This window comes from Ruegeria atlantica (assembly GCF_947495585.1).
Lineage (GTDB): Bacteria > Pseudomonadota > Alphaproteobacteria > Rhodobacterales > Rhodobacteraceae > Ruegeria > Ruegeria atlantica_G.
Genome location: NZ_CANLZK010000002.1, coordinates 216,764 through 243,120 on the forward strand (window position 1 = coordinate 216,764; position 26,357 = coordinate 243,120).

Consider the following 26,357-nt stretch of genomic DNA (forward strand, 5'->3'; position numbering starts at 1 on the left):
CGATTGGCAAGGTACGGGTTGCATTGCCTTCGGCTGACCTGCACTCTGCTTTCATGTTTTCGATTGAGCATGAATTCGACTCGACAGTCATTACTCTGGTGGACGAAGGCCCAAAGCCTTTGCAAGAGGATGTCGTCATCAACAGCTTCGCCGAATGTGTGACGCTTGAGCAATTGGACCCGCGCACGGATCAGATTCAGAGGATCACGTTGTCTCCTGAACAGGTTCGCGATCTGGCGGCGGCTTTGGACTTGCCGGAAGGCGTGTACCAAATCCGGGAAACACCGGATCAGGGTAAATAGACAAATACCTTGTCACGCGACACCTGCCCCCGCCTGAGGATCAGAGTAGACGGTGCCACCCCCATGGCCACGGCCAATATGTTACGCACCGCCTCGTTTGCCTTGCCGTTTTCGGGCGGCGCGGTGACGAAGATGCGAATGTTTCCCTGATAGGTCAAAATCCCATCCTTCGCAGCTTTCGGCGTGACCCGGACCTCGATCCCTTCATCGGGTACGGCGCGCGCGCTCAGATCCGGTACATTTCGCAGCTTTAGTTTAGCCATCTTCCCTCTCTTCTTCTTGAACACCCTTGCACGAACGCTCAGGGAGTGAAATTGATCTCCTGCATCCAGCCACTTGCCCTTGAAACCCGCCAGATGTTCAACCACATACACAACCGCCTATGTAAAGGAAGTTAACATATGTCCTTGAAGAATCCGGCCGCTCTGGAGTTTCTGCAATCGCGCCGGTCGCGCCCTGCAAAAACGCTGATTGAACCCGCCCCCACGCGGGACCAGCTATTGCCCCTGCTGACCGCCGCTGCACGCAGCCCGGATCATGGCAAGCTGGAACCCTGGCGTTTTATCGTGCTTGAGAAAAGTGCCATGCCGCGCCTTGCGCAATTGACCGAAGAACGTGGCTCGGCGCTGGGTAAATCCGCTGAGGACATAGCCAAGGCCCGCAACCAGTTCGACATGGGCCATCTGGCGGTCGCCGTGATCGAGGTTCAAAAACCCTCCGCGAAAATCCCTGCAATCGAACAGACCTATTCCGCTGGCGCAGTGTGCCTGGCTTTGCTGAACGCGGCGCTTGCTGCGGGTTGGGGCGCAAACTGGCTGTCCGGTTGGCAGACCCACGACCGCGGCTTTTGCCAAAAGGCGTTCGGGCTGCAAGAAAACGAACGCGTCGCGGGTCTGGTCCATATCGCGACCGAGGGCAAAGCACCGCCCGAAAGACCCCGCCCTGACGTGGATGGGTTGACGCAGTGGGTTTCGGAATGACCATTCTCAACGCCTTTTTTGCAGCGCTGGGACAGATCGGCGACCCAAAGTTCCGGGCTGTCCTGTTGCGCGGCGTTGGCCTGACGATCGTTTTGCTGATCGCCGCCTGTGCATTGGCGATCTGGCTGATCAACCGGCTGTCGGGGAACGAGATCTCTCTGCCCTTTATCGGTGCCGTGCCGTGGCTGAACGACGTGCTGAACTATTCCGGCATCTTTGTCGTCCTGATCCTGCCCGTATTTCTGATGGTTCCAGTGGCCTCGGCGATTACGTCGATGTTTCTGGAAGACGTGGCGCAAGCTGTCGAAGACAAGCATTACCCATCTTTGCCAACTGTTCCCGGCATTCCGTTCAGCGAAAGCCTGCGCGACGGGCTGAGCTTCATGGGCGTTTTGGTCGTTGCCAATCTGCTGGCCCTGATCCTCTATGCGATCTTTACTCCGCTCGCACCCTTCATCTTCTGGGGCATGAACGGTTTCTTGTTGGGACGGGAATACTTTACGTTGGCTGCCATGCGCAGGTTGGGTCGGGAAGGTGCACGTAAGCTGCGCGCCAAACACGCAACGACCATATGGATGGCAGGCATTTTGATGGCGATCCCGCTATCCGTGCCCCTGGTGAACCTTGTGATCCCAATCCTTGGGGTCGCAACGTTCACCCATATCTACCACAAGCTATCAGGGCCTATGGCTTAAAGATCAGCCGCGCGGCTCCAGCTGGTTCAACCAGTCGAAATCACGCACAGAAATCACGCCGGACAGGATGATGCCTGCTACAATGGCCCAGAGCACCACCGTGATACCGGTGGTGATCCACATCTTTTTCTTCAGGTGATGCTCTTCCGGTGCGCCCGCGTGGGTGCCCGGAACGATATCACCCAGATCGCCCTGCGTCTTGATGCGGATTGGCAGCACCACCAGCAAGGTCATGAACCAGATCACGGCGAACAGAACGGCCGCACCAGTAATCGACATCTCATCCCCTCCGGGGTTAGGTTACACCTGTTCCAGCTCGACCAGGCAGCCGTTAAAATCTTTGGGGTGCAGGAACAGCACCGGTTTACCATGCGCACCGATCTTGGGCTCACCCGAACCCAGCACGCGTGCGCCGGTTTCCTTCAGGTGATCGCGGGCAGCGATGATATCCTCGACCTCATAGCAGACATGGTGGATGCCGCCAGCGGGGTTCTTTTCCAGAAACCCGTTGATCGGGCTGTCATCGCCCATCGGATACAGCAGTTCGATCTTGGTATTGGGCAGTTCGATGAACACAACTGTGACGCCGTGATCCGGCTCATCCTGTGGCGCGCCGACTTTCGCGCCCAGCGCGTTGCGGTACTGCTCAGAGGCGGCCTCAAGATCGGGTACGGCAATGGCTACGTGGTTCAGTCGACCAATCATGGAACTCTCCTCTATTCTGCGTTGCAGCGGTTATGGGGGCAGATTGAACAAAGAACAAGTGCGCCAAATTGCCGTTAACGCCCTGTTAGCCAGAAGTTCCTAGCGTGAGGTATCTGCTGATTAGGAGTTCCGCCATGGACGATTCGAGCCCCTTCGCCTCTCCCGCGCAGCCGACGGCCACGCGGCCCCTGCTGGGACAAACTATTCTGGTTGTGGAAGACAGCCGCTATGCCTGCGACGCCATCCGGTTGATGTGCCTGCACAGCGGCGCGCGCATCAGGCGGGCGGATTGCCTGCAATCGGCACGGCGTCACCTGCAGATCTACCGCCCGTCTGTCATCATTGTGGACATGGGTCTGCCGGACGGGTCCGGCGCGGATCTGATCGCCGATCTGTCTGAGGCTGCGCCCCGTATTGGGGCCATTCTTGGCATGTCCGGGGATGACCACATGAAACGCACCGCAATGCGGGCCGGTGCTGATGGGTTTCTGGAAAAACCCCTCAAATCGCTGGCCTATTTCCAGACATCCGTTTTGGAACGTTTGCCCGAAGATCGCCGCCCCAGCGGCCTGCATGCCGTCCGGGATGAGATCATTAACGCCGATCCGTTGGCCTATCAGGATGACATGGCCCATATCGCCGACATTCTGGCCGGTCCGAATGATCAGCGCACGCTGGATTACGCGGCACAGTTTCTGCGCGGGGTCGCCCGCGATGCCGACGATACGGTTCTATCAGAAGCGGCCCAGCGGCTAGCCGAGTCCCGGGCAGACGGGACCCCAGTAACGGCCGTGGCCGCTCAGGTCGCCGGGATTGTGCAGACCCGTTTGGAACAACGTGAGGCGATTTGAGATGATGACCGCTTACTTTATAACCGCAACGATCCTGTGCCTTTGGGTCTACTGGCAAACCCGCGCCACCGCCCGTGATATTCGCTCCAGCCGGAAGTCATTTAGGGACCCATGGGAATAGGTCGCCAACAAACGGGCTATGCAGACCTGTGACCAAGCTATGAATACCGGTCCATTGCCATGACCTTTGCACAAGCGCAAGCCATGAGAAAACCCGCTGCAGGGTAAGCAGCGGGTTTTGTCATTCTCAGTCCTGAGGGATGATCCGCAGGCCCAGCTCCATCATCTGATCCGATGTCGGATCGGATGGCGCATCCATCATCAGGTCCTCGGCACGTTGGTTCATGGGGAACATCATGACCTCGCGGATGTTGGCTTCATCGGCCAACAGCATCACGATACGGTCGATACCAGCGGCGCAGCCACCGTGCGGCGGGGCACCATAATGGAAGGCGTTGAACAGCGCCCCAAAACGGCTTTTCACTTCCTCTTCGCCGTATCCAGCCAGTTCAAAAGCTTTCAGCATGATTTCCGGCTTGTGGTTTCGGATCGCACCCGACACCAGCTCATATCCGTTACAGGCGAGGTCGTACTGATAGCCGCGCACGTCCAGAGGATTGCCTTCCAGAGCCTCCATTCCGCCCTGCGGCATCGAGAACGGGTTGTGTTCAAAGTCGATGGCACCGGATTCTTCGTCCTGCTCGTAGATCGGAAAATCCACGATCCAGGCAAAGGCGAAGCGGTCTTTCTCGGTCAGGTTCAGTTCCTCACCGATCACATCACGCGCTTTACCAGCGACTTTTTCAAAGGCTTTCGGCTTACCACCCAGGAAGAACGCCGCATCACCAACGCCCAGCCCCAGTTGCTGACGGATGGCCTCGGTGCGTTCGGGGCCGATGTTTTTGGCCAGCGGACCTGCGGCCTCCATCCCTTCGCCCTGATCGCGCCAGAAGATGTAACCCATGCCGGGCAAACCCTCTTTCTGAGCGAATGCGTTCATGCGGTCACAGAATTTTCGGCTGCCGCCGGTCGGCGCTGGGATGGCGCGGATTTCGGTGCCTTCCTGCTCCAGCAGCTTCGCGAAAATCGCGAAGCCAGACCCGCGGAAGTGGTCAGAGACCACTTGCATTTTGATAGGGTTCCGCAGATCGGGCTTGTCGCTGCCGTACCACAGCGCCGCATCTTTGTAGGAAATCTGCGGCCATTCCTGATCGACCTTACGCCCTCCGCCGAACTCTTCGAACACACCGGTTAGAACCGGCTCGATCGTGTCGAACACGTCCTGCTGTTCGACAAATGACATCTCAAGGTCAAGCTGGTAGAAATCAGTGGGCGAGCGGTCGGCACGTGGGTCTTCGTCACGGAAGCAGGGCGCGATCTGAAAATACTTGTCGAAGCCCGACACCATGATCAGCTGTTTGAACTGCTGTGGGGCCTGCGGCAGCGCGTAGAACTTGCCCGGGTGCAAACGCGACGGCACAAGGAAGTCACGCGCGCCTTCAGGCGACGATGCGGTGATAATCGGCGTCTGATATTCGCGGAAACCCTGATCCCACATACGTTTGCGCATCGAGGCGACAACGTCCGAGCGCAGGGTCATGTTGTTCTGCATCGCCTCGCGGCGCAGGTCCAGGTAACGGTAGCGCAGACGCGTTTCTTCGGGGTATTCCTGATCTCCGAACACCATCAGCGGCAGTTCGTCAGCCGCGCCCAGAACCTCAAGCTCCCGGACGTAAACTTCAATCTCACCGGTCGGCAGTTTCGAGTTCACCAGTTCCGGGTCACGTGCTTTGACGGTGCCGTCGATGCGGATACACCATTCCGAACGTACTTTCTCAAGCTCGGCAAAAGCTGCACTGTCGCCATCACACAGAACCTGTGTCACACCGAAATGATCGCGCAGATCGATGAACAGCACGCCGCCGTGATCTCGTACCCGATGCACCCAACCGGACAGGCGGACGGTTTCACCGACATTGGCGGCGGTCAGTGCGGCGCAGGTGTGGCTGCGGTAGGCGTGCATGGATTTATCCCTTCGGGCGTAGAATTCGTCGCGCCGGTACACCCTGTCAGGCTTGGAAAGTCAAGGCAGGTCGCGCCGTCAAAACGGCCTTTGCACGTTGCCGGAATAGAAATAGATGCCCAGACCCGCCGCAAAGATAACATTCCCCGCAATAGCGTGCAGCAGGACCGCGTAGAAAAACGACCCGCGTTGGCGGTAGGCCCAAGTGAACAACAGCCCTCCGCCAAAGGTCATGATGGCGACAATCCAGCTCCAGTACATCAGGTGGGCCAGCGAAAACAGGGACGCGTTCAGCAGGTAAGCCGCCTTCCCGTTTGGAAGGATCGCATGGTAGCGGCGGAAAAACAGTGATCGGAACAAAAGCTCTTGCGGCAGAGCCGAAGCGATCGGGTACGCCAGCCAGATCACTACCAGGAATTCGGGCCGGTAGAGAAGCATGCGAAATGCAAGGTCCGGTCGCATCGCCATAACGACCGCCGAGCAAAAAGCCGTCATGGCAACAGCAAAAAGAGCGATTTCTCGCCACGTCCAATTGCGCCAGTTGTACCGAAGTTCGGCCCACGTAAAACCGGGCGTGCAATGGAGCAGGATGATACCGATGGCCGTGAACGTGAATAGCGACGGAAACATCCAATTCGGAGGGAAAAAGACCGCGATCAGAACTGGTACTGCGACAAAGAACAGACCGAATTCCAGCCGTAAACGTAGGTGAAGCGCCCCGTCATGGGCCCAATCGCTTTGTTTGCTCACAAAATCGCCAACTCCGCCCGGATCAGGCCACGTAAGGAATTCCCTACGAAAACTTTTTCCGCGTTTTTCAGATCGGTCAATAACAAGACGCTTTCGGTAACCTGTTTATTATCAATCAGTTCTTCACGCAGAATTCCCGGAAGCAATCCGCAGGTCAGCTTTGGCGTCAGACGACGGCTGTCCGGCATGTCCAGGAACAGGTTGGTGATGGTCCCTTCGCACAGCTCGTCACGTTCGTTCAGGAACAGAAATTCATCTATTCCGTCCGGCAGCGATGCGCGGGCCGTGTCATAAACAGAGCGTTGTGTCGTCTTGTGCTGCAACCAAACATCCGACGCGGAAAGCCGCATTTTGGTGACCGCGACCCGCCATAATGGTGGGTTATCGGCCAGAACCCCGGTTGTGACATCGTATGTTCCATCAACTGCCAGCGTAAGCCGGCAACGCAGAGGTGATTGCCCTACGACAGTGTCCAGTGTCTGGATGGCGGCGCCCGCCTCGAAAGGAATGCCCATGGCCGCAGCTGACCGAGCCATACGGGCCAGATGCCGATCTCGGCGAACGAACCCTTGCCTGGGTCGAAAGGCCAGTGTTTCGATCAGGCGGAAGTCAGGGTCAGCTGGTGGGCAAAGCGAGCTTTCCATAGCGCTTCCTCATATTCCGATGGGGCCGTGCTGTCCCAGATCACTCCACCGCCGACGTTGAGGGTGGCCGCGCCATCCTCGACCATCAGCGTCCGGATCGCCACGTTGAATTCTGAACGCCCGTCCGGCGCGGCCCAGCCGATCGCACCGCAATAAACATCGCGAGGCCAGGGTTCGAGATCGGACAGAATCTCCATGGCTCGAATTTTGGGGGCACCGGTGATGGAACCGCAGGGAAACAGAGCCGTCAGGATACCGGACAGCTCGGCGCCCATATGCAGCTGCGCCTGCACCAGCGAGATCATCTGATGCACGGTCGCATAGGTTTCGACCTTGAACAGTTCGGGCACCTTAACGGATCCGGGCATCGCGACGCGGCTGATATCGTTGCGCAACAGATCGACGATCATCAGGTTTTCAGCCCGGTTCTTTTCGTCGATCGCCAGGAACGCGCGACGCCGGGCGTCTTCAGCCATATCCTCGCTGCGGGGTTGGGTCCCCTTCATTGGGCGGGTTTCGATCCCGCGGTCCGCGTTCGTGCGAAAGAATAGCTCAGGAGACCGGCTGAGTAGATCGGGCAACCCATCCTGCTGGATCAGGGCGCCGTGACCTACGGGCTGTCCGGCTGTGAGCGCGGCATAAAGCGCGGCGCTGTTGCCCTGTACGGTCATATCAATCGGGAATGTCAGGTTGGCCTGATAAATATCCCCTGCCCCAATGGCGTCATGCACATGTTGAAACGCCTGCGTGTACCGCGCCTCGTCCCAGCGCGGCTCAAACTGGGTCACGCCACCGGATGCAACCGGCAATTCCCGCTGAATGGGGCGATCATAAACGCCGAAGCATAGTAAAGGCAGCCGGCGGCCTTCTGGCAAACGCTCAGACAGGCGCGGTTCCAGCACGTACCCTAGCTCATAGCTGGCATAGCCGGCCAACCAAGCCCCTTGCGCGCGCGCCGCGTCCAGCGCCTCCAACGCTTGGGGCACGTCCTCCGCATTGTCCGCGCGGATCATATCGGCTGGCCGGTCAAAACTGGTTCCTGACCCGGCTGGCCCCTGATCAAAACGAATACGCAATTGCATCCTCATTTGTCGTGCTGCGCGGTATAGAGAATACGCCGCCAAGGGAAAGGGGGGAAAGCGGCAATTTCGCCCCTGTTTCCGATCCCCCTTGCACCTTTTCGCGCGGTCCCTATAACGCAGGACAATTTGGGCGCTTGGGGGTGCCCTGAATCGCGGACAATCGAAGGAACGTGGCCATGCCGAGAAGAACCGACATTCAGTCGATCATGATCATCGGGGCGGGCCCCATTGTTATTGGTCAGGCTTGCGAGTTCGACTATTCCGGCGCTCAGGCCTGCAAGGCACTACGGGAAGAAGGGTACCGGGTCATCCTGGTGAACTCAAACCCCGCCACGATCATGACCGACCCCGAATTGGCCGACGCGACTTATATCGAACCGATCACGCCAGAAGTTGTCGCCAAGATCATTGAAAAAGAACGCCCCGACGCGCTGCTGCCCACCATGGGCGGGCAGACCGGCCTGAACACCTCGCTCGCGCTGGAAGAGATGGGCGTGCTGGACAAGTTTGGCGTCGAGATGATCGGTGCCAAGCGCGACGCCATTGAAATGGCCGAAGACCGCGCCTTGTTCCGCGAGGCGATGGACCGGCTGGGCATCGAAAATCCCAAGGCCGAGATCGTGACTGCCCCCAAGAACGTAAGCGGCAAGAAAGACCTGGACGCCGGTGTGGCGCTGGCCCTCGAAACCCTTGAAAATGTGGGCTTACCTGCCATCATCCGCCCCGCCTTTACGCTGGGCGGCACAGGCGGCGGCGTGGCGTATAACCGCGAAGACTATATCCATATTTGTCGGACCGGCATGGATGCCTCGCCAGTGGGCCAGATCCTGATCGATGAAAGCCTTTTGGGCTGGAAAGAATATGAGATGGAGGTGGTGCGCGACACCGCCGACAATGCCATCATCGTCTGTTCCATCGAAAACATCGACCCAATGGGCGTGCACACGGGTGACTCGATCACCGTTGCCCCGGCCCTGACGCTGACCGACAAAGAATACCAGGTCATGCGCAATCACTCGATTGCCGTACTACGCGAGATCGGCGTCGAGACCGGTGGTTCGAACGTGCAATGGGCGATCAACCCGGTCGACGGTCGTATGGTCGTGATCGAGATGAACCCGCGCGTATCGCGGTCTTCGGCGCTGGCGTCAAAGGCAACCGGATTCCCGATTGCCAAGATCGCCGCCAAGCTGGCTGTGGGCTACACGCTGGACGAACTGGACAACGATATCACCAAGGTCACGCCTGCCTCGTTCGAGCCGACCATCGACTATGTCGTCACCAAGATCCCGAAATTCGCCTTCGAGAAATTCCCTGGGTCTGAACCTTATCTGACCACCGCCATGAAATCGGTGGGTGAGGCCATGTCTATCGGCCGTACCATCCACGAATCGATGCAAAAGGCGCTGGCTTCGATGGAATCGGGTCTGACCGGGTTTGATGAGGTGGAAATCCCCGGCCTGAATGTCGGTGTCTGGGACGAAGCCGACGACAAGGCCGCCGTCATCAAGGCAATCAGCCAGCAGACACCTGACCGTCTGCGCACCATCGCGCAAGCAATGCGCCACGGGCTGACCGACGATGAGATCTTTGGCGTCACCAAGTTCGACCCTTGGTTCCTTGCCCGTATCCGCGAGATAATCGAAGCCGAACGCCAGGTGCGCAAAGACGGCCTGCCCGTGACCGAGGAAGGCATCCGTAAGCTCAAGATGCTGGGCTTTACTGACGCGCGTTTGGGAAATCTGACTGGTCGTAACGAAGACAACGTCCGCCGGGCGCGCCGCAATCTGGGCGTTACAGCCGTGTTCAAACGCATCGACACCTGCGCCGCCGAGTTCGAGGCGCAGACGCCCTATATGTACTCGACCTACGAAGCCCCCATGATGGGTGACGTAGAATGCGAGGCGCGTCCGTCTGACCGCAAGAAAGTCGTCATCCTTGGCGGTGGCCCGAACCGGATTGGTCAGGGCATCGAGTTCGACTATTGCTGCTGCCACGCCTGTTTCGCGCTGACCGACGCTGGTTATGAAACCATCATGATCAACTGCAACCCCGAGACCGTGTCGACCGACTACGACACCTCGGATCGTCTGTATTTTGAACCTTTGACTTTCGAACACGTCATGGAAATCCTGACGAAGGAACAGGAAAACGGCACCCTGCACGGCGTGATTGTTCAGTACGGCGGTCAGACCCCCCTGAAACTAGCCAACGCGCTGGAAGCCGAAGGCATCCCGATCCTGGGCACCACGCCGGATGCCATCGATCTGGCCGAAGACCGTGAACGCTTTCAGGCGCTGGTTAATGATCTGGGCCTGAAACAGCCCAGAAACGGCATCGCTTCAACCGACGCGCAAGCGCTGGATATTGCTGAAGAGATCGGTTTCCCGCTGGTGATCCGCCCCTCTTACGTTTTGGGCGGTCGTGCGATGGAAATCGTGCGCGATATGGATCAACTGAGGCGCTACATCAACGAGGCCGTGGTCGTCTCGGGCGACAGCCCTGTGCTGCTGGACAGCTACTTGGCCGGTGCGGTCGAGCTGGACGTGGATGCGCTGTGCGATGGTACCGACGTGCATGTTGCGGGCATCATGCAGCATATCGAAGAGGCGGGCGTACATTCCGGCGACTCGGCCTGTTCGCTGCCGCCCTACTCGCTATCGGCAGAGATTATCGATCAGATCAAGGGCCAGACGTTCAAGCTGGCCAAGGCACTGAACGTTGTCGGCCTGATGAATGTGCAGTTCGCGATCAAGGACGATGAGATCTACCTGATCGAAGTGAACCCGCGCGCCTCGCGGACAGTACCGTTTGTGGCCAAGGCGACCGACAGTGCGATTGCTTCGATTGCAGCGCGCGTCATGGCCGGTGAGAAACTGTCGAACTTCCCCATGCGCCCCGCATATAAGGAAGGTCAGGACACCAAGATTGCCGACCAGATGACGCTGGCCGATCCAGACATGCCGTGGTTCTCGGTGAAAGAGGCTGTTTTGCCTTTTGCCCGCTTCCCGGGCGTCGACACCATTCTGGGCCCGGAAATGCGTTCCACCGGCGAGGTCATGGGCTGGGACCGCGACTTCCCGCGTGCTTTCCTCAAGGCTCAGATGGGCGCAGGCATGGTTCTACCGTCCTCGGGTCGCGCATTTATCTCGATCAAGGACGCCGATAAAGGTGCCGCTATGCTTGAAGCCGCTCAAGTTCTGACGGAACAAGGCTTCTCGCTTGTCGCGACCCGCGGCACACAAAGCTGGCTGGTCGAGCAGGGCGTTGCCTGTGAGATCGTCAACAAGGTCTATGAGGGCCGCCCGGACGTGGTCGATATGTTGAAAGACGGCCAGGTTCAGCTGTTGATGAACACCACCGAAGGGGCTCAAGCGGTTGAGGACAGCAAAGCCATCCGATCCATCGCACTGTATGACAAAATCCCATACTACACGACAGCTGCCGCAAGCCACGCCGCCGCACTGGCGATCAAGGCGCAGACCGAGGGTGATGTCGAGGTTAGATCGCTGCAGGGCTGATCGGCCTTAACCTGCTTACACGACCGAACGTTTCGCGCGCCCGTTGACCTTATGTCGCCGGGCGCGCATCTTTTCTGTGATTGAGCAGAAGGAAAAAACAAATGCGCAGGTTTATGGTTTTCGCCGCAATGATGACGCTTGCAGCGTGTGATGTACCCTTGGTCCCGCTGATTTAAAAACGTGCAGGCTGCGGCACCGAGTCGACGAACTTTTCGCAACTGATTTCTATGTCACTTGTCTGCGTGATCCCGATGGGAACAAGCTGTCCTGATTTTCTATCACTGCAACCCGGCAAGGAACCCAGGCGGCTGAAATCGCCGCCCGGGACATCTTACGCAACGGCTTCTTTCGCCTCACGCTTTTCATCTCGCGCGAAGAAGATCATGTAGAAGACGGGCGCTGCGACCATCGTCAGAATTGTCGCGAAGGCCAGTCCACCCATAATCGTCACCGCCATGGACTTGAAAAACGCATCCGTCAGCAACGGCGCCATGCCCAGAATAGTGGTGATCGCCGCCAGCATCACAGGGCGCAGACGTGAGACCGAGGCCTCGATGATCGACTCGCGCAGACCTTTGCCGGTTTCGCGGACCAAATCGATTTCCTCGACCAGAACAATTCCGTTCTTGATCAGCATTCCCGACAGGCTGAGCAGACCCAGCAGCGCCGTGAATGTGAACGGCAGACCCGTGCCCAGCAGCCCAATGACTACGCCATTCACGGACATCGGCACCAGCAACCAGATGATAATCGGCTGACGGATGGCGTTAAAAATCAGCACCGAAATCAGCACCATGATCAGCAGGCTGACCGGCAACTGACGGCCCAGGCTTTCGTTGGCGTCACCGGCGTTTTCGAACTCGCCACCCCACTCCATGCGATACCCTGCGGGCAGTTCCATCTCTTCGATGGCAGCGCGCACTTCCGAGTGGACCTGAGCCGCCGTCAGACCCGCCGGAATTTCGGCGCCGACGGTAATGGTCAGCACCCGGTCACGACGATGAACCAGCGTGTTGAGCGATTTGTACTCGAACCCGTCGACCATCTGTTCGATTGGCACAAACTTTTCGGACTGGTCCGAGTACACGACCTGATCGACGATCGAGTAATCTCCGTCCGCAGGCCGGCGGATAATGATCGGGATCAAACGGTCGCGTTCCCGGAATACACCCGCCCTGATGCCATCGGTCGAAAATTGCAGCGTTCCCGCGATATCTTCACGGGTGACACCGGCAGTCTGCGCTCGTTCTGTCGCATAGATAGGCTGAACCGCCAGTTCTTTCTCACGCCAGTCCTGATAGACATGCAAAGCGTTCTCGGACGCACCGCGCATCCGCTGAATCGCCTCGTCCGCAAGCTGCCGCAGAACGGCCGGGTCACTACCCGAGAACCGGGCCTGGATCGGATCACCGCCGCCGGGGCCAAAGATCAGACGCTTGGTGCGGAACTCGCCTTCCGGGAATTGAGCTGAGCCAAACGCCTCTAGATCAGCCTGCAATGCGGGAATGTCATCCAGAGTTTCGGTACGGATGATCATGTGGCCATAGCTGGGGTTCGGTTTCTCTGCCGAATAAGTCAGCAGAAACCGGGTTGCGCCCTGCCCAACAAATGTGGTGACGGCAACGACATCGTCGCGTTTGTCCAGCCATTCTTCGAATACAGCCATATCCTCGGCCGTTCGCGCGATGGGCGTACCTTGCGGCAGTTTGTAGTGCACGAAGAACAGCGGCGTGTTCGAATCCGGGAAGAACTGCTGTTTGACCAGTCCAAACCCGGCGAAACAGGCAACAGTGACGCTAATCAAACCGGCAACAACCAGCCATCGGAACCGGAGCGCCCAGCGCAGGATGCTGCCGTAGACACGGAACATGATCCCGCCATAGGCATCCACAGCGCCTGCCTCACCCTGCTTGAAGAAATAGTGGCCCAGCATTGGTGTCACCGTCAGAGCCAGCACCCAGCTCAGCAGCAGTGAAATACCGATCACCGCAAACAGAGAGAACAGGAACTCGCCCGTCGCATCGGGGCTGAGACCGATCCCTGCAAAGGCCATGATCCCGATGACGGTTGCGCCCAACAACGGGATTTGCGTCTTGGAAGCAGCTTCATCCGCGGCATCGCGCGAGTTTTTCCCGCGCAGCATCGCGATCTGCATGCCCTCAGCCACAACGATGGCGTTATCCACCAACATACCCATCGCGATGATCAGCGCACCCAACGAGATCCTCTCCATCTCGATTGAGAACATCGACATGAACAGCAGCGTTCCCACCACGGTCAACAACAGGGTTGAGCCGACAACAACCGCCGCGCGCCATCCCATGAACACCGCGAGTACGATAACCACAATGGTCACGGACATGGCGAGATTTACCAGAAAGTCATTCGAGGCCTGCTCGACCACCACGTGCTGTTGGTAGATCGGCAGGATTTCGACGCCAAACGGGATTTGCGAGTCCAGCTCGGCGAGTTTTGCATCAGCGCGTTTGCCGACCTCGACAATGTTTTCGGTAGACAGACCCGCAATGCCCAATGTGAAAGCTTCGGTCCCGTTGAACCGGATCATCACCTCGGGGTCGGTCTGGCGACCACGATACACGTCGGACATATCAAACAGGTTGATCACCTGCCCTTGCGAGCCTACCGACAATCCCGCAATTGCTGAGACACTGTCCGACCCTTCGGCAGTAAGGATGGTCGTGCGGTCATTCTCTGAGCGGACCGAGCCCGAAGCGTTCACCGAATCCGCATTGGCAATGGCCTCGTTGAGGGACTGCAGTGGCACATTCTGGTTCACCGAGATGGCCAGATCGGGCTCTACAAAGATCGCTTCTTGCGGCAGGCCCATCACTTCTACGTCTGCGACGCCTTCGACGGTCAGCAATTCGCGCCGCAAGTAGGTCGACAGTTCGTGTTTTTCAGCGTCTGAAAACCCATCAGCCGTTACCGCATAAAACAGCCCGAACACGTCGCCGAACCTGTCATTGACCAGCGGTGCCTGCACACCGGAGGGCAGACTGCGGGCCGTATCACGCACTTTGGCGCGCAGCTTGGTCCAGATTTCAGGTAATTCGGTTCCGTCATATGTCGATTGGATCTCAACCTCGATCAGCGAAAGACCGGGCTGGTTCACGGATGTGATCGTATCAACCTCACCCATTTGCTGGATGGCGGATTCTAGTGGCTCGGACACCTCCAGCGCCACCTGTTCAGCGGTTGCACCGGGATATTGGGTCACGATGACCGCGTTTTTGATGGTGAAGGCCGGATCTTCCAGACGTCCCAACGACAGGAAACCCCAGACGCCACCAAACAGGGCGATCAGGATTATCAGCCACGTATAGATCGGGCGATCAATAGATGCGCGCGCAATGTTCATTGATCCGCCCTTCAGTTTGCGAAGCCGACAAAGCGGCGAACGGCTTGACCATCTGTCAAGGTGCTGCCACCCGCGACGACGATCTCATCACCATCGCTCAACCCGGTCAGAACACGGACTTCGCCGGTCTGTGTGGGTTCGATGGTAACCGGCACAAGCTGGACGGCGCCTTCATCGGCCCCAACTGGTGAAAACACCATGACGCCCAGACCGCCCTCAGCGTCCGAAATGATGGCCGTTGCGGGCACAACGATACCTGTCCGAGCGTCCTGGACCTTCACATTCACGGTCACTGACGAACCAGGCAAAATCTGCAATCCTTCGGGTGGCGTGAGGCCAAATTGGATGCGGAAAGTCTGACCCACGCTCGAGGTTTCGGCGTCAAATTCCCGGATCTGCAGGGGGAAGACCTCGTCGCTGGTTGGAAACTTCGCCGTAATCGCAATGTCGTCTTCCTGACCCGATCGTTGGAACAGGATTTCCGGAACATCTACTTCGATCCGCAATTCGGACATATCGTGGATACGCACGATGGGCGCCCCTGCGTTTACAGTCGTAAAAGCCTCGACCGTTCGGCGTGAGACCAGCGCGTCAAACGGCGCGGTCAGTGTTGCATGTTCCAGATCGTATTCTGCATCGCGGACGGCGATATCCGCCAGTTGCGCTTCGGTTTCCGCGTCATCCACTGCCACCTGACTGGCTGTGGTTCCGCGCAGACGGGAAAGGCGGGCGACGGTACGATCTGCCTGATCCTTTTGCAGGACAGCGCGGTCATAGCGGCGCTGGAATGGTTCCTGATCCAATTGTGCGATCAGCTCGCCCTTGGGTATCACGAACCCCTCGGTCACCGGCATTTCGACGATTTGCCCGGAAACCTGAAAGGCCAGGTCGACCGTCTGTCGCGCAGCGACGCGTCCAAAAAACTGGCGCGAAAAACCGGGCGATGTCTCTTGGACCATCATGAGTTTTACGGGTTTGGCGCTATCCTGCGCCAAAACAGAGGTGGCAAACACGGTCAGAGCGACGCTCAGTACAGTGAAGAGTTTCATTTCTTCAATCCCTCAGGAATTCCTGTTTTCATTATATTTTCCCGGATTTTCCGGGCCAGTCGTGCAAATTCGGCAGTTTCGTCAGCATCCAGCCCAGAGGCTCGGCGGAATAGGTCCCCCGCCTCGGACATCAGAACCTGTCGCATCTCAAGTCCCTTGTCGGTCAGAACCAACAACCATGCTCGACGGTCCTCCGGATCGCGCTGGCGGGTCAGGTATCCTGCCTCTTCTAGCGCGTCAGCGGTTGACGTGATGGTGGACGGCACCGTCAGCATGTCTGCAGCCAAAACGCCCATGCGTTTGGGTCGCTCAAGCTTGACCATCATATGGCATTCCTGATGGCTCAGCCCGACCTCAAGTGCGTCAAGGCTTTCTTCCAGTTTCCAGTAGAGCGCATAGACACCCATCATCGCCTGCACTTCTGGGCTCAGGCAGCGGACCAGCGCACTGTCGTCATGGGTCATCGGTGAATCCGTTTGTGACTTTGGCCTCGCATATACTTCGAAATATGAACTATTCAAGATGCGAAGTGGATTTCAGCGCAAACTTTGACATTCCCTTGGGTCAACGTCTCTTGATCTAACCCATATATGACTGCATTTTGGGCGAATCCGAAACATTCAGGTCTTATCATGTACACGCCCGCGATCACTGGCTCAGGTGTTTTCACCCCCGAAAACGACATCACCAACGCCGAGCTTGTCACGGCTTTCAATAAGTATGCCGACAAGATGAACGCCCAAAACGCAGACGCAATCGCGGCAGGTGAGATTGAGCCGATGCAGCATTCATCGGAAGAATTCATCTTCAAGGCCTCCGGCATCGAGAAACGCTACGTGATGGACAAAGACGGTGTTCTGGACCCTGACGTGATGCATCCCTTGTTGCGTCAACGTGGAGATGACGAACCGGGCATTATGACCGAGATGGCCGTGGACGCCTGCAAAAAAGCGCTGAAACAAGCCGGACGCAGCGCCGAGGACGTTAATCTGGTGATTTGCGCCGCCTCGAACCACGAACGCGCCTATCCTGCCGTCGCCATCGAGATTCAGCAGGCCCTGGGCATCAACGGGTTCGGATTTGATATGAATGTCGCCTGTTCTTCGGCCACTTTCGGGATCCAGGCCGCCGCGGACATGGTCCGCTCTGGCTCGGTCCGCGCCGCATTGGTGGTGAACCCCGAGATTTGTTCAGGGCATCTGGAATGGCGCGACCGCGATTGTCATTTCATCTTTGGCGACGTGGCCACCGCCACTTTGATCGAGCGGGTCGAAGACGCGAAGGGTCCGCATTTCGAAATTTTGTCGACACGCTGCGCGACCGAATTCTCGAACAATATCCGCAACAACAACGGCTTCCTGCGTCGTTCGCGCCCTGACGGGGTGGTCGACCGCCGTGACATGCAGTTCATGCAGAACGGACGCAAAGTCTTCAAAGAAGTGCTGCCAATGGTCAGCAAGCACATCTCTGATCACATGGACTCGGAAGGCGTGAACAGCGATGACCTGAAGCGCCTGTGGCTGCACCAGGCCAACAAGACGATGAATGATTTCATCGGCAAAAAGGTTCTGGGGCGCGAGCCCGAAGCAAGCGAACAGCCCAACATCCTGCAGGATTATGCCAACACCTCCTCGGCCGGGTCCATCATCGCGTTTTCCAAGTATTCGGATGACCTGTCAGACGGCGATGTCGGTCTGATCTGTTCCTTCGGCGCGGGCTATTCGGTGGGATCGGTGATTGTAAAGCGGCACGGGTGATATGCCGAGGTCACTCGGGGCAAACACCCAGCCAAGGGCCGTCGCCGCTCTCGCGTGTTACTTCCAACCAACGGTTTGGCCCTGATTTACACCATTGGTACAAGGCTGGGTCTAGTGGCCGAGTGAACGTCGCTACAACCTGATCCGTGTCCAAATTGACCTGCTTTAAACCAGCTTCGGGCAATTTCGCTTTCAGCGCGTCACCTAGTACGGAAAGCCTGGCCCGCGCCGCAATATCCGACGTCGGGAATTGTGTCGAAATTTGAAAACTGGAAAACGCCACTTCTTCATCTTTGGGCATTCCCCTTAAACCAGCGACAATCAGCTTTCGTCCCAGATCCTGAGAGGCAAATTCACAGCTTCTTTGAGAGGACCGAGGGCGGGGCCACTTCCAAAGATCGAATCTCAAATGAATCTGGAGTTGCCCCTCCTTTGGCAAAACGTAACGGCTTGGGCATGTTTTTATGTCCGCAACGCTTGTTGTACCGTCGATCAGCCAAACACCATCATCAGTTACATCCGTTGTCACCTCGGCCAACTCTTTCAGCCTGAACTTTTCGTCCAAGACCGGACGCACCAAAATCGCATTCGGAAAAGCCTGCGTACAGACCTTTAAAATTACCCGAGACGTTTCGAGCGTGATCCGGTCCAAGTAAGCTCGAAGGTAGGTTGTTTGTCCGGACAGGTCAGTGTTTCTGTCTGCATCAGGGCTGGTTTCCGTGGGTACAACACCCTGAACAGTGACACCAAAATAGTGGCAGAACTGCCTCTGCGAAATCGTTCCGTCTAAGGTCGGGCCAACATCAACTGACAAAATAGGCTCGGCGCTGATGGGGTCGGCACCTGGTTTTTCAGCAATCTGAACGCTCAGCCGACCGCCTCGGTAGCGAACATAAACATCCTGTTCGTCATGGGTTTGGCCATAGAACTGGCTCGGGCATGACCCGCCGCCGTTCAGCAAGGCAAGGTCAAGATTCAGAGGTTTAGGAAGCTTGGGCGTATGGAAGTCAAACATAGTTTATCGCGTGATCCCCATGCGAGGGGTAATTGACCGTAGCAAAAACAAAGCAAACCGCCGTCAGCTCACGCTTTCCTCTTCCAGGTGCAGCTTCATGTCCAGCAGGACCTGTTGCAGCTGGCTCGTTTCCCTCAACAGACGCTTGGCTTCGTTCACCGTGATGATGCCATCCTCGATCGCCGATTGATATTCGGTCATCAGCATCGCAAACCGCTGGCTCAGCGCGATGACGTCAGAATTCACTCCACCGGTGCGGGGGCTGTCGTCATTGCGCCCGTCATAGGACAGGGTGATATTCTTCAGATCGGCAAGCGCCGAGGTGACGTGAGGGAAGTTTGCCACTGCCTCAAGCCGCGCCACCGCATCGACCGGCATGAACCGATCAGTATGTTCGACATTGTCAGAATAATAACGGCCCAACGTGGCTTTTGATTTGCCGGTAATCTCGCACGCGGATTCGATTCCCACGTCTTTAACCAGCGCTTCTGTGTGTTTTTTCAGGTAGGCCCCGATATCTGCCATGTTTTTACCTTTACTGCCTGCACGCCCCACTAAATCTGCCATTGCGGGGGAAAGGGAAAAGAAAATTCCCATACTCGATTCATAATTGAAATGTCATATGTTGGCTATCCCTCAGATATGCGGGGGTTTTGTGAGTGAGTGGCGGCATTTAATGCCGGTAATGAGTGATTGCGGGTCGGTATTCTTGTCCCGCTACGGTTAGGCCGCATGTTGGCCGACGGCGTCGCCGTTGTTGGGGCGGGGGGATCCATCCCCAATGGGCTTACGCTCGACCTCTGCAACGATAATGGCGACGTCGCTTTTTGAAGGCTATTGATGGCTTGCCCGAATTGGACAGGCGTTTTAGACCCAACCCATGGCAAAACTATACTTTAATTATTCGACGATGAACGCGGGAAAATCGACCGTGTTGCTGCAGGCCTCGCACAATTACCGTGAGAGGGGGATGGACACCTATTTGATGACCGCGGCCCTAGATGGCCGGGCCGGTGTTGGCAGGATTGCGTCGCGGATCGGCATATCGGCCGATGCGGACACGTTCACCGCCGAAACCGACGTTTTTGCGATGATTGAACAGCGCCTGAAAAAAGGGAACGTCACCTGCGTCTTTATTGATGAGGCGCAATTTCTGACCGAAGAGCAAGTCTGGCAATTGGCCCGCGCAGTGGATGACCTGCGGGTGCCTGTCCTTGCCTATGGCTTGCGCGTGGATTTTCAGGGCCACCTGTTTCCCGGCTCCGCTGCCTTGCTGGCGTTGGCGGACGAGATGCGCGAAGTGCGGACCATTTGCGAGTGTGGGCGCAAGGCCACGATGGTCATCCGTCAGGACGAAAACGGCAACGCCATCACCGAAGGCGCGCAGGTACAGATCGGCGGCAATGAAACCTATGTTTCGCTCTGCCGTAAACACTGGCGCGAGGCCGTCGGGCGCTAGACCGGGTTCGGCAAAGATCGCCCCGCGACGAAAGCTGCAACGTTGTCCAGCGCTATATGCCCCATATCGGTGCGGACCTCTTCGGTCGCGGTGCCAAGATGGGGCAAGATCGTCACATTCTCCATATCGCGCAGGGCCTGCGGGACGGTGGGTTCGAACTCATACACATCAAGGCCCGCGCCTGCGATCTGACCGGATTGCAGGGCAGCGATCAGGGAGGATTCGTCCACAACTTCTCCGCGCGCGATGTTGATCAGGATGCCCGAAGGTTTCATCGCCTCCAGCACCGGCGCATTGATCAGGTGGCGCGTTTCCGCACCGCCGGGCACGGCGAGCACCAGGAAATCGACCGCAGCGGCCAGTTCTTTCAGGTCCGGTATGTTTTCTGCGGGAAATTCCACCTCTTTCGGGCTGCGCGACTGGTACGCCACGTCCATCCCGAAACCAAAATGGCAACGCCACGCAATCGCTTGGCCAATACGGCCCATCCCGACGATCCCAACACGTTTGCCGGTCACGTGATGACCCAGCATTTGAGACGGATGCCAGCCTTGCCAGTTGCCCGAACGGACCAGCCGTTCCCCCTCGCCCGCGCGGCGCGCGGTCGACAACAGCAAGGTCATCGCGATGTCTGCAGTGGCATCGGTAACAGCGCCGGGAGTGTTTGAGACCTGAATCCCTGCGGCCCGCGCGGCTACGACGTCGATATGATTGTACCCCACGCCGAAATTGGCCAGCAGTTTGCAGCGTGGCTGCGGCACTTCGGAGAAAATTGTAGCCGAAAACTGATCCCCCAACGTCGGGACCACCACATCGAACTGAGCCAATGCGCGTCGCATTTCGTCGGGCGACATTGGCAACGTGCTGCTGCGGATTTCAACGTCGAACTCGGCGCGGGCGCGCGCCTCGACAGCGGCGGTCATAGGGCGTGCGATCAAAAGTTTCATCAGTGCATCCGTCCACCGGTTGGAACCTCGCCATCCGGGCCGATCAGAACGATCTCACCCTTGTCGTCGGGCAGGCCCAGCACCAGAACCTCGGACATGAACTTGCCGATCTGGCGCGGCGGGAAATTGACAACGGCCATCACCTGCTTGCCCACCAGCGTCTCCGGATCGTAATGCGCCGTTATCTGGGCCGAGGTTCTGCGCTCGCCAATTTCGTCACCAAAATCGATCCACATCTTGATCGCGGGCTTCCGGGCCTCTGGGTAAGGCTCGGCGCGGACGACCTTACCGACCCGGATGTCGACCTTCAGAAAATCATCGAATGAAATCTCACTCACGGGACAGCTCCTTGGAACGCTCGGTTGCGGCCTTGACGGCGCGGTGCAGCAGGTCGGGGAAACCTTCTTCCTCATGCATCAGCACTTCAAGCGCGGCTTGCGTCGTACCGTTGGGCGACGTCACGTTAACGCGCAATTGCGAGGGGTCTTCCTCGGCCGCCATGGCCAAAGCCCCTGCCCCGGCCACGGTCGATTTGGCCAGCTTCATCGCCAGATCATGCGGCAAGCCCTGTGCTTGTCCTGCCGCTGCCAGCGTTTCGATCAGGTGGAAAACGTAAGCCGGACCCGAACCGCTCAGCCCGGTCACCGCGTCCATCTGCGCCTCGTTCTCAAGGCGAACTGTGTCGCCAATTGCGGATAGTAGGTTTTCCGTTAGGGCTATATCGGCGTCTGAGGCGTTTGAATTGCCGATCAATGCTGTGATCCCCTGCCGGATCGCCGCCGGTGTGTTTGGCATCGCCCGCACGATTGGGGTGCCTTCACCCAACAAAGCTTCAAAGGTAGCGATCGATGTGCCCGCTGCGACTGACACAAACAGGCTGCCGCCTCCGCCCAGTGCTTTGATCGCTGGCAGCGCCTCACCCATCATCTGCGGCTTGACGGCCACCAAAACGACCGCCGGGGCCTCGGGTAATGGAGTGTTGATATTGACGCCCTGCGCCTTCAGCCAATCCGAAGGATACGGGTCGATCACCCAGACGGCTGACGCAGGAAGGCCATGCTCCAACCAACCGGCGAGCATGGCCGAACCCATCTTGCCGCACCCCAGAAGAACCAGCCCCTGCTCGGCGACGCGTGACATGTCCATGATTGCCCCTCTCCTTATCCGGTTTGGGGCAAAGCTTTACGCGCGGCCGTAGGCCTCTGCAATGGCGACCTGCATTGCATCCTCGGGATCGCGGTTGCCCCAGGTGACCAGTTGGATCGCGGGGTAATAGCGCTCGGCGCTCAGAACCGCAGCGGTGATCATCGTGTCGATCTGTTCCGGGCTGGCCATCTGGCCACCCGCTAGAACCAAACCATACCTGTAGACCATCAGCTTTTGATTGGCCCAGTAGGTGAACGCCCCTGCCCAGCACTGATCGTTCATCTTGTTGAGCAGCTCATAAAGCACGTTTTCACGCTCGGAAGGCGGCTCGATTTCGAAAGAACACACCATGCGGAGCGTTTCGTCATAGTTGGACCAGGCCAAGGTGATCGAATAGGTGCGCCACTGTCCTTCGACAGCCATGGCAATCTGATCATCCCCGATCCGGTCGAAATCCCAGTCGTGGTGTTCGGCAAGATGTTCAACAATGTCGATTGGATGAAGGTCTTCTTCGAGAAACTGTTCGGAAAGGGCCATAATGCCACCTCACTAATCTCTAGCCTTTTAGGGGCTGGCAGCGCCCCAGCGCTAGTTGCTTGCTCTACAAGCCGGGCTTCCCCAGTCTGCCTGTACTAGATATGGTGCGCCGCGGGCAGGGATCTGGCAACCCTATTTGTTGGGGATAACAGCAATAAGTTGTGGACAGTCAGCAACGGCGATCAAAATATTGGTGCTACCGCCAGCTTTGTCTTGATTAAATTTGGTAAGGCGTCAGAATACACAACACCGCACAATCCCAGCGTGGATTGCGCGGCGGTTTTCTTTTTTCAAAATCTCGAGTGTGCGGAACTTATTTGTCCAGTTTGGCTTCAAGCGCCGCAATGCGCGCCTCAAGTGCGGCGTTCTCTTCGCGCGCTTTCTGGGCCATGGCGCGCACAGCATCAAACTCTTCGCGCGTGACGAAATCGCGGTCGGCCAGCCAGCGGTCGATCATCGACTTCATCGCGTTTTCGGCCTCGTCCTTCGCGCCTTGGGCCACGCCCATGGCATTGGTCATCAGTTGGGAAACGTCATCAAGAATCTTGTTACGGGTTTGCATGGCTTTACTCCGGTATCGCGGTTGGTCTCTATATGGGTAAAGAATGGCCCGGGCTCAAGGTTGACTTGCCCCGCTAACCCCGGGCAATGAGACGCACATGCAGGCTGTTCTGAATTTCCCCGACCTTTCGCCCGAAGTTTTCTCGATCTCGCTGTTCGGGATGGAGTTCGCACTTAGATGGTACGCGCTGGCCTATATCGCCGGTATCCTGATCGCATGGCGATTGGGTACTGCGGCGCTGAAGCGTCCGGCCCTTTGGCCTGATCAAACACCACCGATGAAACCGCAGCAACTAGAGGATCTGATCACCTGGATCATCCTTGGGGTGATTCTCGGCGGGCGACTGGGATTCGTTCTGTTTTATCAACCGGCCTATTACTTATCGCATCCACTAGAGATTTTGATGATCTGGCAGGGCGGCATGGCCTTCCATGGTGGTCTGCTGGGGGTTGTCGTTGCGTCCTATCTCTATGCTCGGCGTTACCAGGTGCCGGTATTGTCTTTGGCTGATCTGATCGCACATGCTGTGCCGCCCGGGCTGTTGTTAGGGCGGTTGGCGAACTTCACTAATGCCGAGCTTTGGGGGCGACCCAGCGACGTTCCATGGGCGGTGATCTTTCCAGGTGGTGCCGCACAGGACTGCTCGGGTGTTGTAGCCGGGATGTGTGCCAGACACCCTTCACAACTTTATGAAGCCGCACTGGAAGGTTTGTTGCTGGGCGCACTTTTGCTGTGGATGGCCTATCGACGTGGGGCGTTTCACAAGCCCGGTCTGGTGATGGGTGTATTTCTGGCAGGTTATGGTGCCTCGCGTTTCATTGTTGAGTTTTTTCGTCAGCCTGACGCACAGTTCGTCTCGGCCGGGAATCCGCTGGGGCTGGCATGGCACGTGGGTGGTTATGGCCTGACCATGGGGCAAATGCTGTCGCTGCCAATGATCGCGCTTGGCCTGTGGTTTGCGCTGCGCGCGCGACGCACTCAATGAACCTTAAGGATCACCTACTGGCGCAAATTGCGCTGAATGGCCCGATGAGCGTGGCCGATTTCATGACTGAATGCCTGCTGAACCCCAAGTTTGGATACTACACCACTCGTGATCCGCTGGGCGCGCAGGGGGATTTCACCACCGCCCCGGAAATCAGCCAGATGTTCGGAGAAATGATCGGACTTGCACTGGCGCAAAGCTGGATGGATCAGGACAAGCCGGACAGATTCATTCTAGCAGAGTTGGGACCGGGTCGCGGCACCCTGATGGCGGATATCCTGCGCGCAACCAGCAGCGTATCCGGGTTTCACGAGGCCGCAGAAATTGTTTTGTTCGAAGCCTCCCCTGCCCTGCGGGACAGACAGGCGCAATCGCTGAGCGGTCACAACCCGCGTTGGATCGATATGCTCACAGACCTCCCCGATGCACCCCTGTTACTGGTGGCGAACGAGTTTTTTGATGCCCTGCCAGTCCGCCAATTCATACGTGACGGCGATAGTTGGTGCGAACGTCTGATTGGTGCGCAGGGCGAATCGCTGACGTATGGGCTGGGGCCGAACACGGCTCAGGTCGCGCTGACGGATCGCATGATAGACACCCAAGATGGCGATCTGGTTGAACTCTGCGCGGCCGCAATTCCGATCCTGACCGTGATCGCCGGGCGGATCGCCACTTATGGCGGGGCGGGGCTGATCGTGGATTACGGTGACTGGCATTCGCTGGGCGACACGTTTCAAGCTTTGCAATCACATGAACGTGTTGATCCCCTGCAAGCTCCGGGTCGGGCGGATCTGACCGCGCATGTAGATTTCGAGCCCCTTGCTATAGCCGCACGGGCCGCCGGTTGCGCCCATACAAAGCTGACACCTCAGGGCATGTTTCTGGAACGGTTGGGCATCACGGCCCGCGCACAGGCGCTGGCTGCGCCACTCGGCGGGTCTGAGCTTGAGACGCTCATTGCTGCACATCGCCGGTTGACGCATCCCGAGGAAATGGGAAATCTGTTCAAAGTACTGGGCCTCTATCCTTCTTATGCTGCACCTCCACCGGGACTGGAACCATGACATTAGAAATTCTGACCTCGGACGTCCTATCGCCTGTCCGCCATGGATTCTTCAGCCGTCGGGGCGGTGCGTCTTCCGGAATATTCGCGGGTTTGAACTGCGGCTATGGCTCGTCTGACCAAAACGAAGCAGTGGCAGTGAACCGTCAGCGCGTGGCCGCCGCGATGGAAGTCAACCCGGACGCTCTGGTCGGCGTGCATCAAGTGCATTCCCCAACGGTTCTGACGGTGAACGCTCCGATAAACGGCGACAAACCCAAAGCAGATGCCGTTGTCACCGCAACCCCGGGACTGGCACTGACGATTCTGACAGCGGATTGCCAACCGGTCCTGTTTGCCGATTCTGACGCGAATGTGATCGGGGCTGCGCATGCCGGGTGGCGCGGTGCTTTGGACGGTGTATTGGAGGCAACCCTGGACGCGATGGAGGCATTGGGCGCGCAGCGAGAAAATACCGTCGCAGTCATTGGTCCTACTATTTCACAAGGCGCCTATGAGGTCGGCCCGGATTTCCTGGATGAATTCGCTGCGGATTCGCCCGAAAACCTCAGGTTCTTTGCAAATGGCAATGGGGATCGGCTGCAGTTCGACCTGCCCGCCTTTGGTCTGCACAGATTGCGGCAAGCCGGGGTGGGTCAGGCGGAATGGACGCGGCACTGCACCTATTCAGACCCGGACAGATTCTATTCCTACCGCCGCTCAACCCACGCGAAAGAGGCCGATTACGGCCGCCTGATTTCCGCCATTAAATTATAGAGCACGCCCAAAATATGGCGAAATTGCCGCTTTTTCGCCATATTTATTGTGTCTGTTTGAGTCGAGACATTTTGACTTTTATTGTCCGCACTCAGGTGTTTATCAAACGATTATCCCGCGGTGTGAGGCATTCCAAAATAAGGGGATCT

At 57.7% G+C, this 26,357-nt stretch carries 27 protein-coding genes; 10 read left to right on the forward strand and 17 right to left on the reverse strand.

What is annotated here, in order from left to right; genetic code table 11:
- The first annotated feature begins 53 nt into the window (after window positions 1–53).
- Complete coding sequence (locus QMP16_RS06825; RefSeq protein ID WP_058275565.1) at window positions 54–302, forward strand: hypothetical protein; 249 nt, start codon at window positions 54–56, stop codon at window positions 300–302.
- Here QMP16_RS06825 and QMP16_RS06830 read toward each other — a convergent pair.
- The gene (locus tag QMP16_RS06830; protein ID WP_282151746.1) at window positions 290–565 is read right to left on the reverse strand and encodes a DUF167 domain-containing protein; all 276 of its coding nucleotides are present in this window, start codon (window positions 563–565) and stop codon (window positions 290–292) included. The two genes, QMP16_RS06825 and QMP16_RS06830, sit on opposite strands and share 13 nt — an antisense overlap.
- Before the next feature lie 138 nt (window positions 566–703).
- On the opposite strand from QMP16_RS06830, the gene QMP16_RS06835 reads away from it, so the two are divergent.
- Window positions 704–1,282, forward strand: coding sequence for a nitroreductase family protein (locus QMP16_RS06835; RefSeq protein WP_282151747.1), 579 nt, complete (start codon window positions 704–706; stop codon window positions 1,280–1,282).
- Window positions 1,279–1,977, forward strand: coding sequence for an EI24 domain-containing protein (locus tag QMP16_RS06840; RefSeq protein ID WP_282119006.1), 699 nt, complete (start codon window positions 1,279–1,281; stop codon window positions 1,975–1,977). Before QMP16_RS06835 ends, QMP16_RS06840 begins: the two co-directional genes overlap by 4 nt.
- Before the next feature lie 3 nt (window positions 1,978–1,980).
- Here the strand turns inward: QMP16_RS06840 and QMP16_RS06845 are convergent, their stop codons facing one another.
- Both QMP16_RS06845 and mce read right to left on the reverse strand, forming a co-directional pair.
- Complete coding sequence (locus QMP16_RS06845; RefSeq protein WP_282151748.1) at window positions 1,981–2,256, reverse strand: DUF1467 family protein; 276 nt, start codon at window positions 2,254–2,256, stop codon at window positions 1,981–1,983.
- Window positions 2,257–2,277: 21 nt separating this feature from the next.
- Window positions 2,278–2,682, reverse strand: coding sequence for a methylmalonyl-CoA epimerase (gene mce / locus QMP16_RS06850; RefSeq protein WP_058275955.1), 405 nt, complete (start codon window positions 2,680–2,682; stop codon window positions 2,278–2,280).
- 134 nt (window positions 2,683–2,816) lie between these two features.
- Between mce and QMP16_RS06855 the strand changes: the two genes are divergently transcribed.
- The gene (locus tag QMP16_RS06855; RefSeq protein WP_282151749.1) at window positions 2,817–3,533 is read left to right on the forward strand and encodes a response regulator; all 717 of its coding nucleotides are present in this window, start codon (window positions 2,817–2,819) and stop codon (window positions 3,531–3,533) included.
- 247 nt (window positions 3,534–3,780) lie between these two features.
- On the opposite strand, the gene aspS is transcribed toward QMP16_RS06855, so the two are convergent.
- The 4 genes from aspS to QMP16_RS06875 all read right to left on the reverse strand — a co-directional run bounded on the left by aspS (window position 3,781) and on the right by QMP16_RS06875 (window position 8,032).
- The gene (gene aspS / locus QMP16_RS06860) at window positions 3,781–5,556 is read right to left on the reverse strand and encodes an aspartate--tRNA ligase (protein WP_282151750.1); all 1,776 of its coding nucleotides are present in this window, start codon (window positions 5,554–5,556) and stop codon (window positions 3,781–3,783) included.
- Window positions 5,557–5,634: 78 nt separating this feature from the next.
- Window positions 5,635–6,306: a CPBP family intramembrane glutamic endopeptidase gene (locus QMP16_RS06865; protein WP_282151751.1), complete on the reverse strand. Its 672-nt coding sequence runs from the start codon at window positions 6,304–6,306 to the stop codon at window positions 5,635–5,637.
- Window positions 6,303–6,950 carry an aminotransferase class IV family protein gene (locus QMP16_RS06870; protein WP_282151752.1) on the reverse strand — a complete coding sequence of 216 codons (648 nt, stop codon included), beginning with the start codon at window positions 6,948–6,950 and terminating at the stop codon, window positions 6,303–6,305. The genes QMP16_RS06865 and QMP16_RS06870 overlap by 4 nt, the downstream gene beginning before the upstream one ends.
- Window positions 6,905–8,032 (reverse strand): aminodeoxychorismate synthase component I, encoded by a 1,128-nt coding sequence (locus QMP16_RS06875; RefSeq protein ID WP_282151898.1) that lies wholly within the window; start codon window positions 8,030–8,032, stop codon window positions 6,905–6,907. The genes QMP16_RS06870 and QMP16_RS06875 overlap by 46 nt, the downstream gene beginning before the upstream one ends.
- 176 nt (window positions 8,033–8,208) lie before the next feature.
- Between QMP16_RS06875 and carB the strand changes: the two genes are divergently transcribed.
- Window positions 8,209–11,553 carry a carbamoyl-phosphate synthase large subunit gene (gene carB, locus QMP16_RS06880; RefSeq protein ID WP_282151753.1) on the forward strand — a complete coding sequence of 1,115 codons (3,345 nt, stop codon included), beginning with the start codon at window positions 8,209–8,211 and terminating at the stop codon, window positions 11,551–11,553.
- A 331-nt stretch (window positions 11,554–11,884) separates the two neighbouring features.
- Here the strand turns inward: carB and QMP16_RS06885 are convergent, their stop codons facing one another.
- Genes QMP16_RS06885 through QMP16_RS06895 form a run of 3 tightly spaced genes read right to left on the reverse strand, consistent with a single transcriptional unit; the run spans window position 11,885 to window position 16,445 of the window.
- Complete coding sequence (locus QMP16_RS06885) at window positions 11,885–14,932, reverse strand: efflux RND transporter permease subunit (RefSeq protein WP_282151754.1); 3,048 nt, start codon at window positions 14,930–14,932, stop codon at window positions 11,885–11,887.
- 11 nt (window positions 14,933–14,943) lie between these two features.
- A complete protein-coding gene (locus tag QMP16_RS06890; protein ID WP_282151755.1) occupies window positions 14,944–15,981 on the reverse strand; it encodes an efflux RND transporter periplasmic adaptor subunit in 1,038 nt (345 codons plus the stop codon).
- Window positions 15,978–16,445, reverse strand: a complete 468-nt coding sequence (locus tag QMP16_RS06895; protein ID WP_282151756.1) for a MarR family winged helix-turn-helix transcriptional regulator — start codon at window positions 16,443–16,445, stop codon at window positions 15,978–15,980. Before QMP16_RS06895 ends, QMP16_RS06890 begins: the two co-directional genes overlap by 4 nt.
- Before the next feature lie 168 nt (window positions 16,446–16,613).
- On the opposite strand from QMP16_RS06895, the gene QMP16_RS06900 reads away from it, so the two are divergent.
- Entirely contained in the window at window positions 16,614–17,738 is a 1,125-nt protein-coding gene (locus QMP16_RS06900; protein WP_282151757.1) for a beta-ketoacyl-ACP synthase III, read from the forward strand.
- Between the two features lie 10 nt (window positions 17,739–17,748).
- Here QMP16_RS06900 and QMP16_RS06905 read toward each other — a convergent pair whose 3' ends face one another.
- Both QMP16_RS06905 and QMP16_RS06910 read right to left on the reverse strand, forming a co-directional pair.
- Window positions 17,749–18,753 (reverse strand): hypothetical protein, encoded by a 1,005-nt coding sequence (locus QMP16_RS06905; RefSeq protein ID WP_282151758.1) that lies wholly within the window; start codon window positions 18,751–18,753, stop codon window positions 17,749–17,751.
- A gap of 63 nt (window positions 18,754–18,816) precedes the next feature.
- On the reverse strand, window positions 18,817–19,278 hold the full coding sequence (locus QMP16_RS06910; RefSeq protein WP_058275729.1) for a hypothetical protein: 462 nt from the start codon (window positions 19,276–19,278) through the stop codon (window positions 18,817–18,819).
- A gap of 355 nt (window positions 19,279–19,633) precedes the next feature.
- Between QMP16_RS06910 and QMP16_RS06915 the strand changes: the two genes are divergently transcribed.
- A complete protein-coding gene (locus tag QMP16_RS06915) occupies window positions 19,634–20,212 on the forward strand; it encodes a thymidine kinase (protein WP_282151759.1) in 579 nt (192 codons plus the stop codon).
- Here the strand turns inward: QMP16_RS06915 and QMP16_RS06920 are convergent.
- The 5 genes from QMP16_RS06920 to QMP16_RS06940 all read right to left on the reverse strand — a co-directional run bounded on the left by QMP16_RS06920 (window position 20,209) and on the right by QMP16_RS06940 (window position 23,404).
- Window positions 20,209–21,159 (reverse strand): 2-hydroxyacid dehydrogenase, encoded by a 951-nt coding sequence (locus tag QMP16_RS06920; RefSeq protein WP_282151760.1) that lies wholly within the window; start codon window positions 21,157–21,159, stop codon window positions 20,209–20,211. The two genes, QMP16_RS06915 and QMP16_RS06920, sit on opposite strands and share 4 nt — an antisense overlap.
- On the reverse strand, window positions 21,159–21,497 hold the full coding sequence (locus QMP16_RS06925; RefSeq protein ID WP_282151761.1) for a tRNA-binding protein: 339 nt from the start codon (window positions 21,495–21,497) through the stop codon (window positions 21,159–21,161). The genes QMP16_RS06920 and QMP16_RS06925 overlap by 1 nt, the downstream gene beginning before the upstream one ends.
- Window positions 21,490–22,305: a pyrroline-5-carboxylate reductase gene (proC, locus tag QMP16_RS06930; protein ID WP_282151762.1), complete on the reverse strand. Its 816-nt coding sequence runs from the start codon at window positions 22,303–22,305 to the stop codon at window positions 21,490–21,492. Before proC ends, QMP16_RS06925 begins: the two co-directional genes overlap by 8 nt.
- Before the next feature lie 36 nt (window positions 22,306–22,341).
- Window positions 22,342–22,842, reverse strand: coding sequence for a YbjN domain-containing protein (locus QMP16_RS06935; RefSeq protein ID WP_282151763.1), 501 nt, complete (start codon window positions 22,840–22,842; stop codon window positions 22,342–22,344).
- 313 nt (window positions 22,843–23,155) lie between these two features.
- A complete protein-coding gene (locus QMP16_RS06940; protein ID WP_108859295.1) occupies window positions 23,156–23,404 on the reverse strand; it encodes an accessory factor UbiK family protein in 249 nt (82 codons plus the stop codon).
- Between the two features lie 97 nt (window positions 23,405–23,501).
- On the opposite strand from QMP16_RS06940, the gene lgt reads away from it, so the two are divergent.
- Genes lgt through pgeF form a run of 3 tightly spaced genes read left to right on the forward strand, consistent with a single transcriptional unit; the run spans window position 23,502 to window position 26,208 of the window.
- Window positions 23,502–24,389: a prolipoprotein diacylglyceryl transferase gene (gene lgt, locus QMP16_RS06945; RefSeq protein ID WP_282151764.1), complete on the forward strand. Its 888-nt coding sequence runs from the start codon at window positions 23,502–23,504 to the stop codon at window positions 24,387–24,389.
- A complete protein-coding gene (locus tag QMP16_RS06950) occupies window positions 24,386–25,453 on the forward strand; it encodes a class I SAM-dependent methyltransferase (protein WP_282151765.1) in 1,068 nt (355 codons plus the stop codon). Before lgt ends, QMP16_RS06950 begins: the two co-directional genes overlap by 4 nt.
- Complete coding sequence (gene pgeF, locus QMP16_RS06955; protein ID WP_282151766.1) at window positions 25,450–26,208, forward strand: peptidoglycan editing factor PgeF; 759 nt, start codon at window positions 25,450–25,452, stop codon at window positions 26,206–26,208. Before QMP16_RS06950 ends, pgeF begins: the two co-directional genes overlap by 4 nt.
- Window positions 26,209–26,357 lie beyond the last annotated feature (149 nt).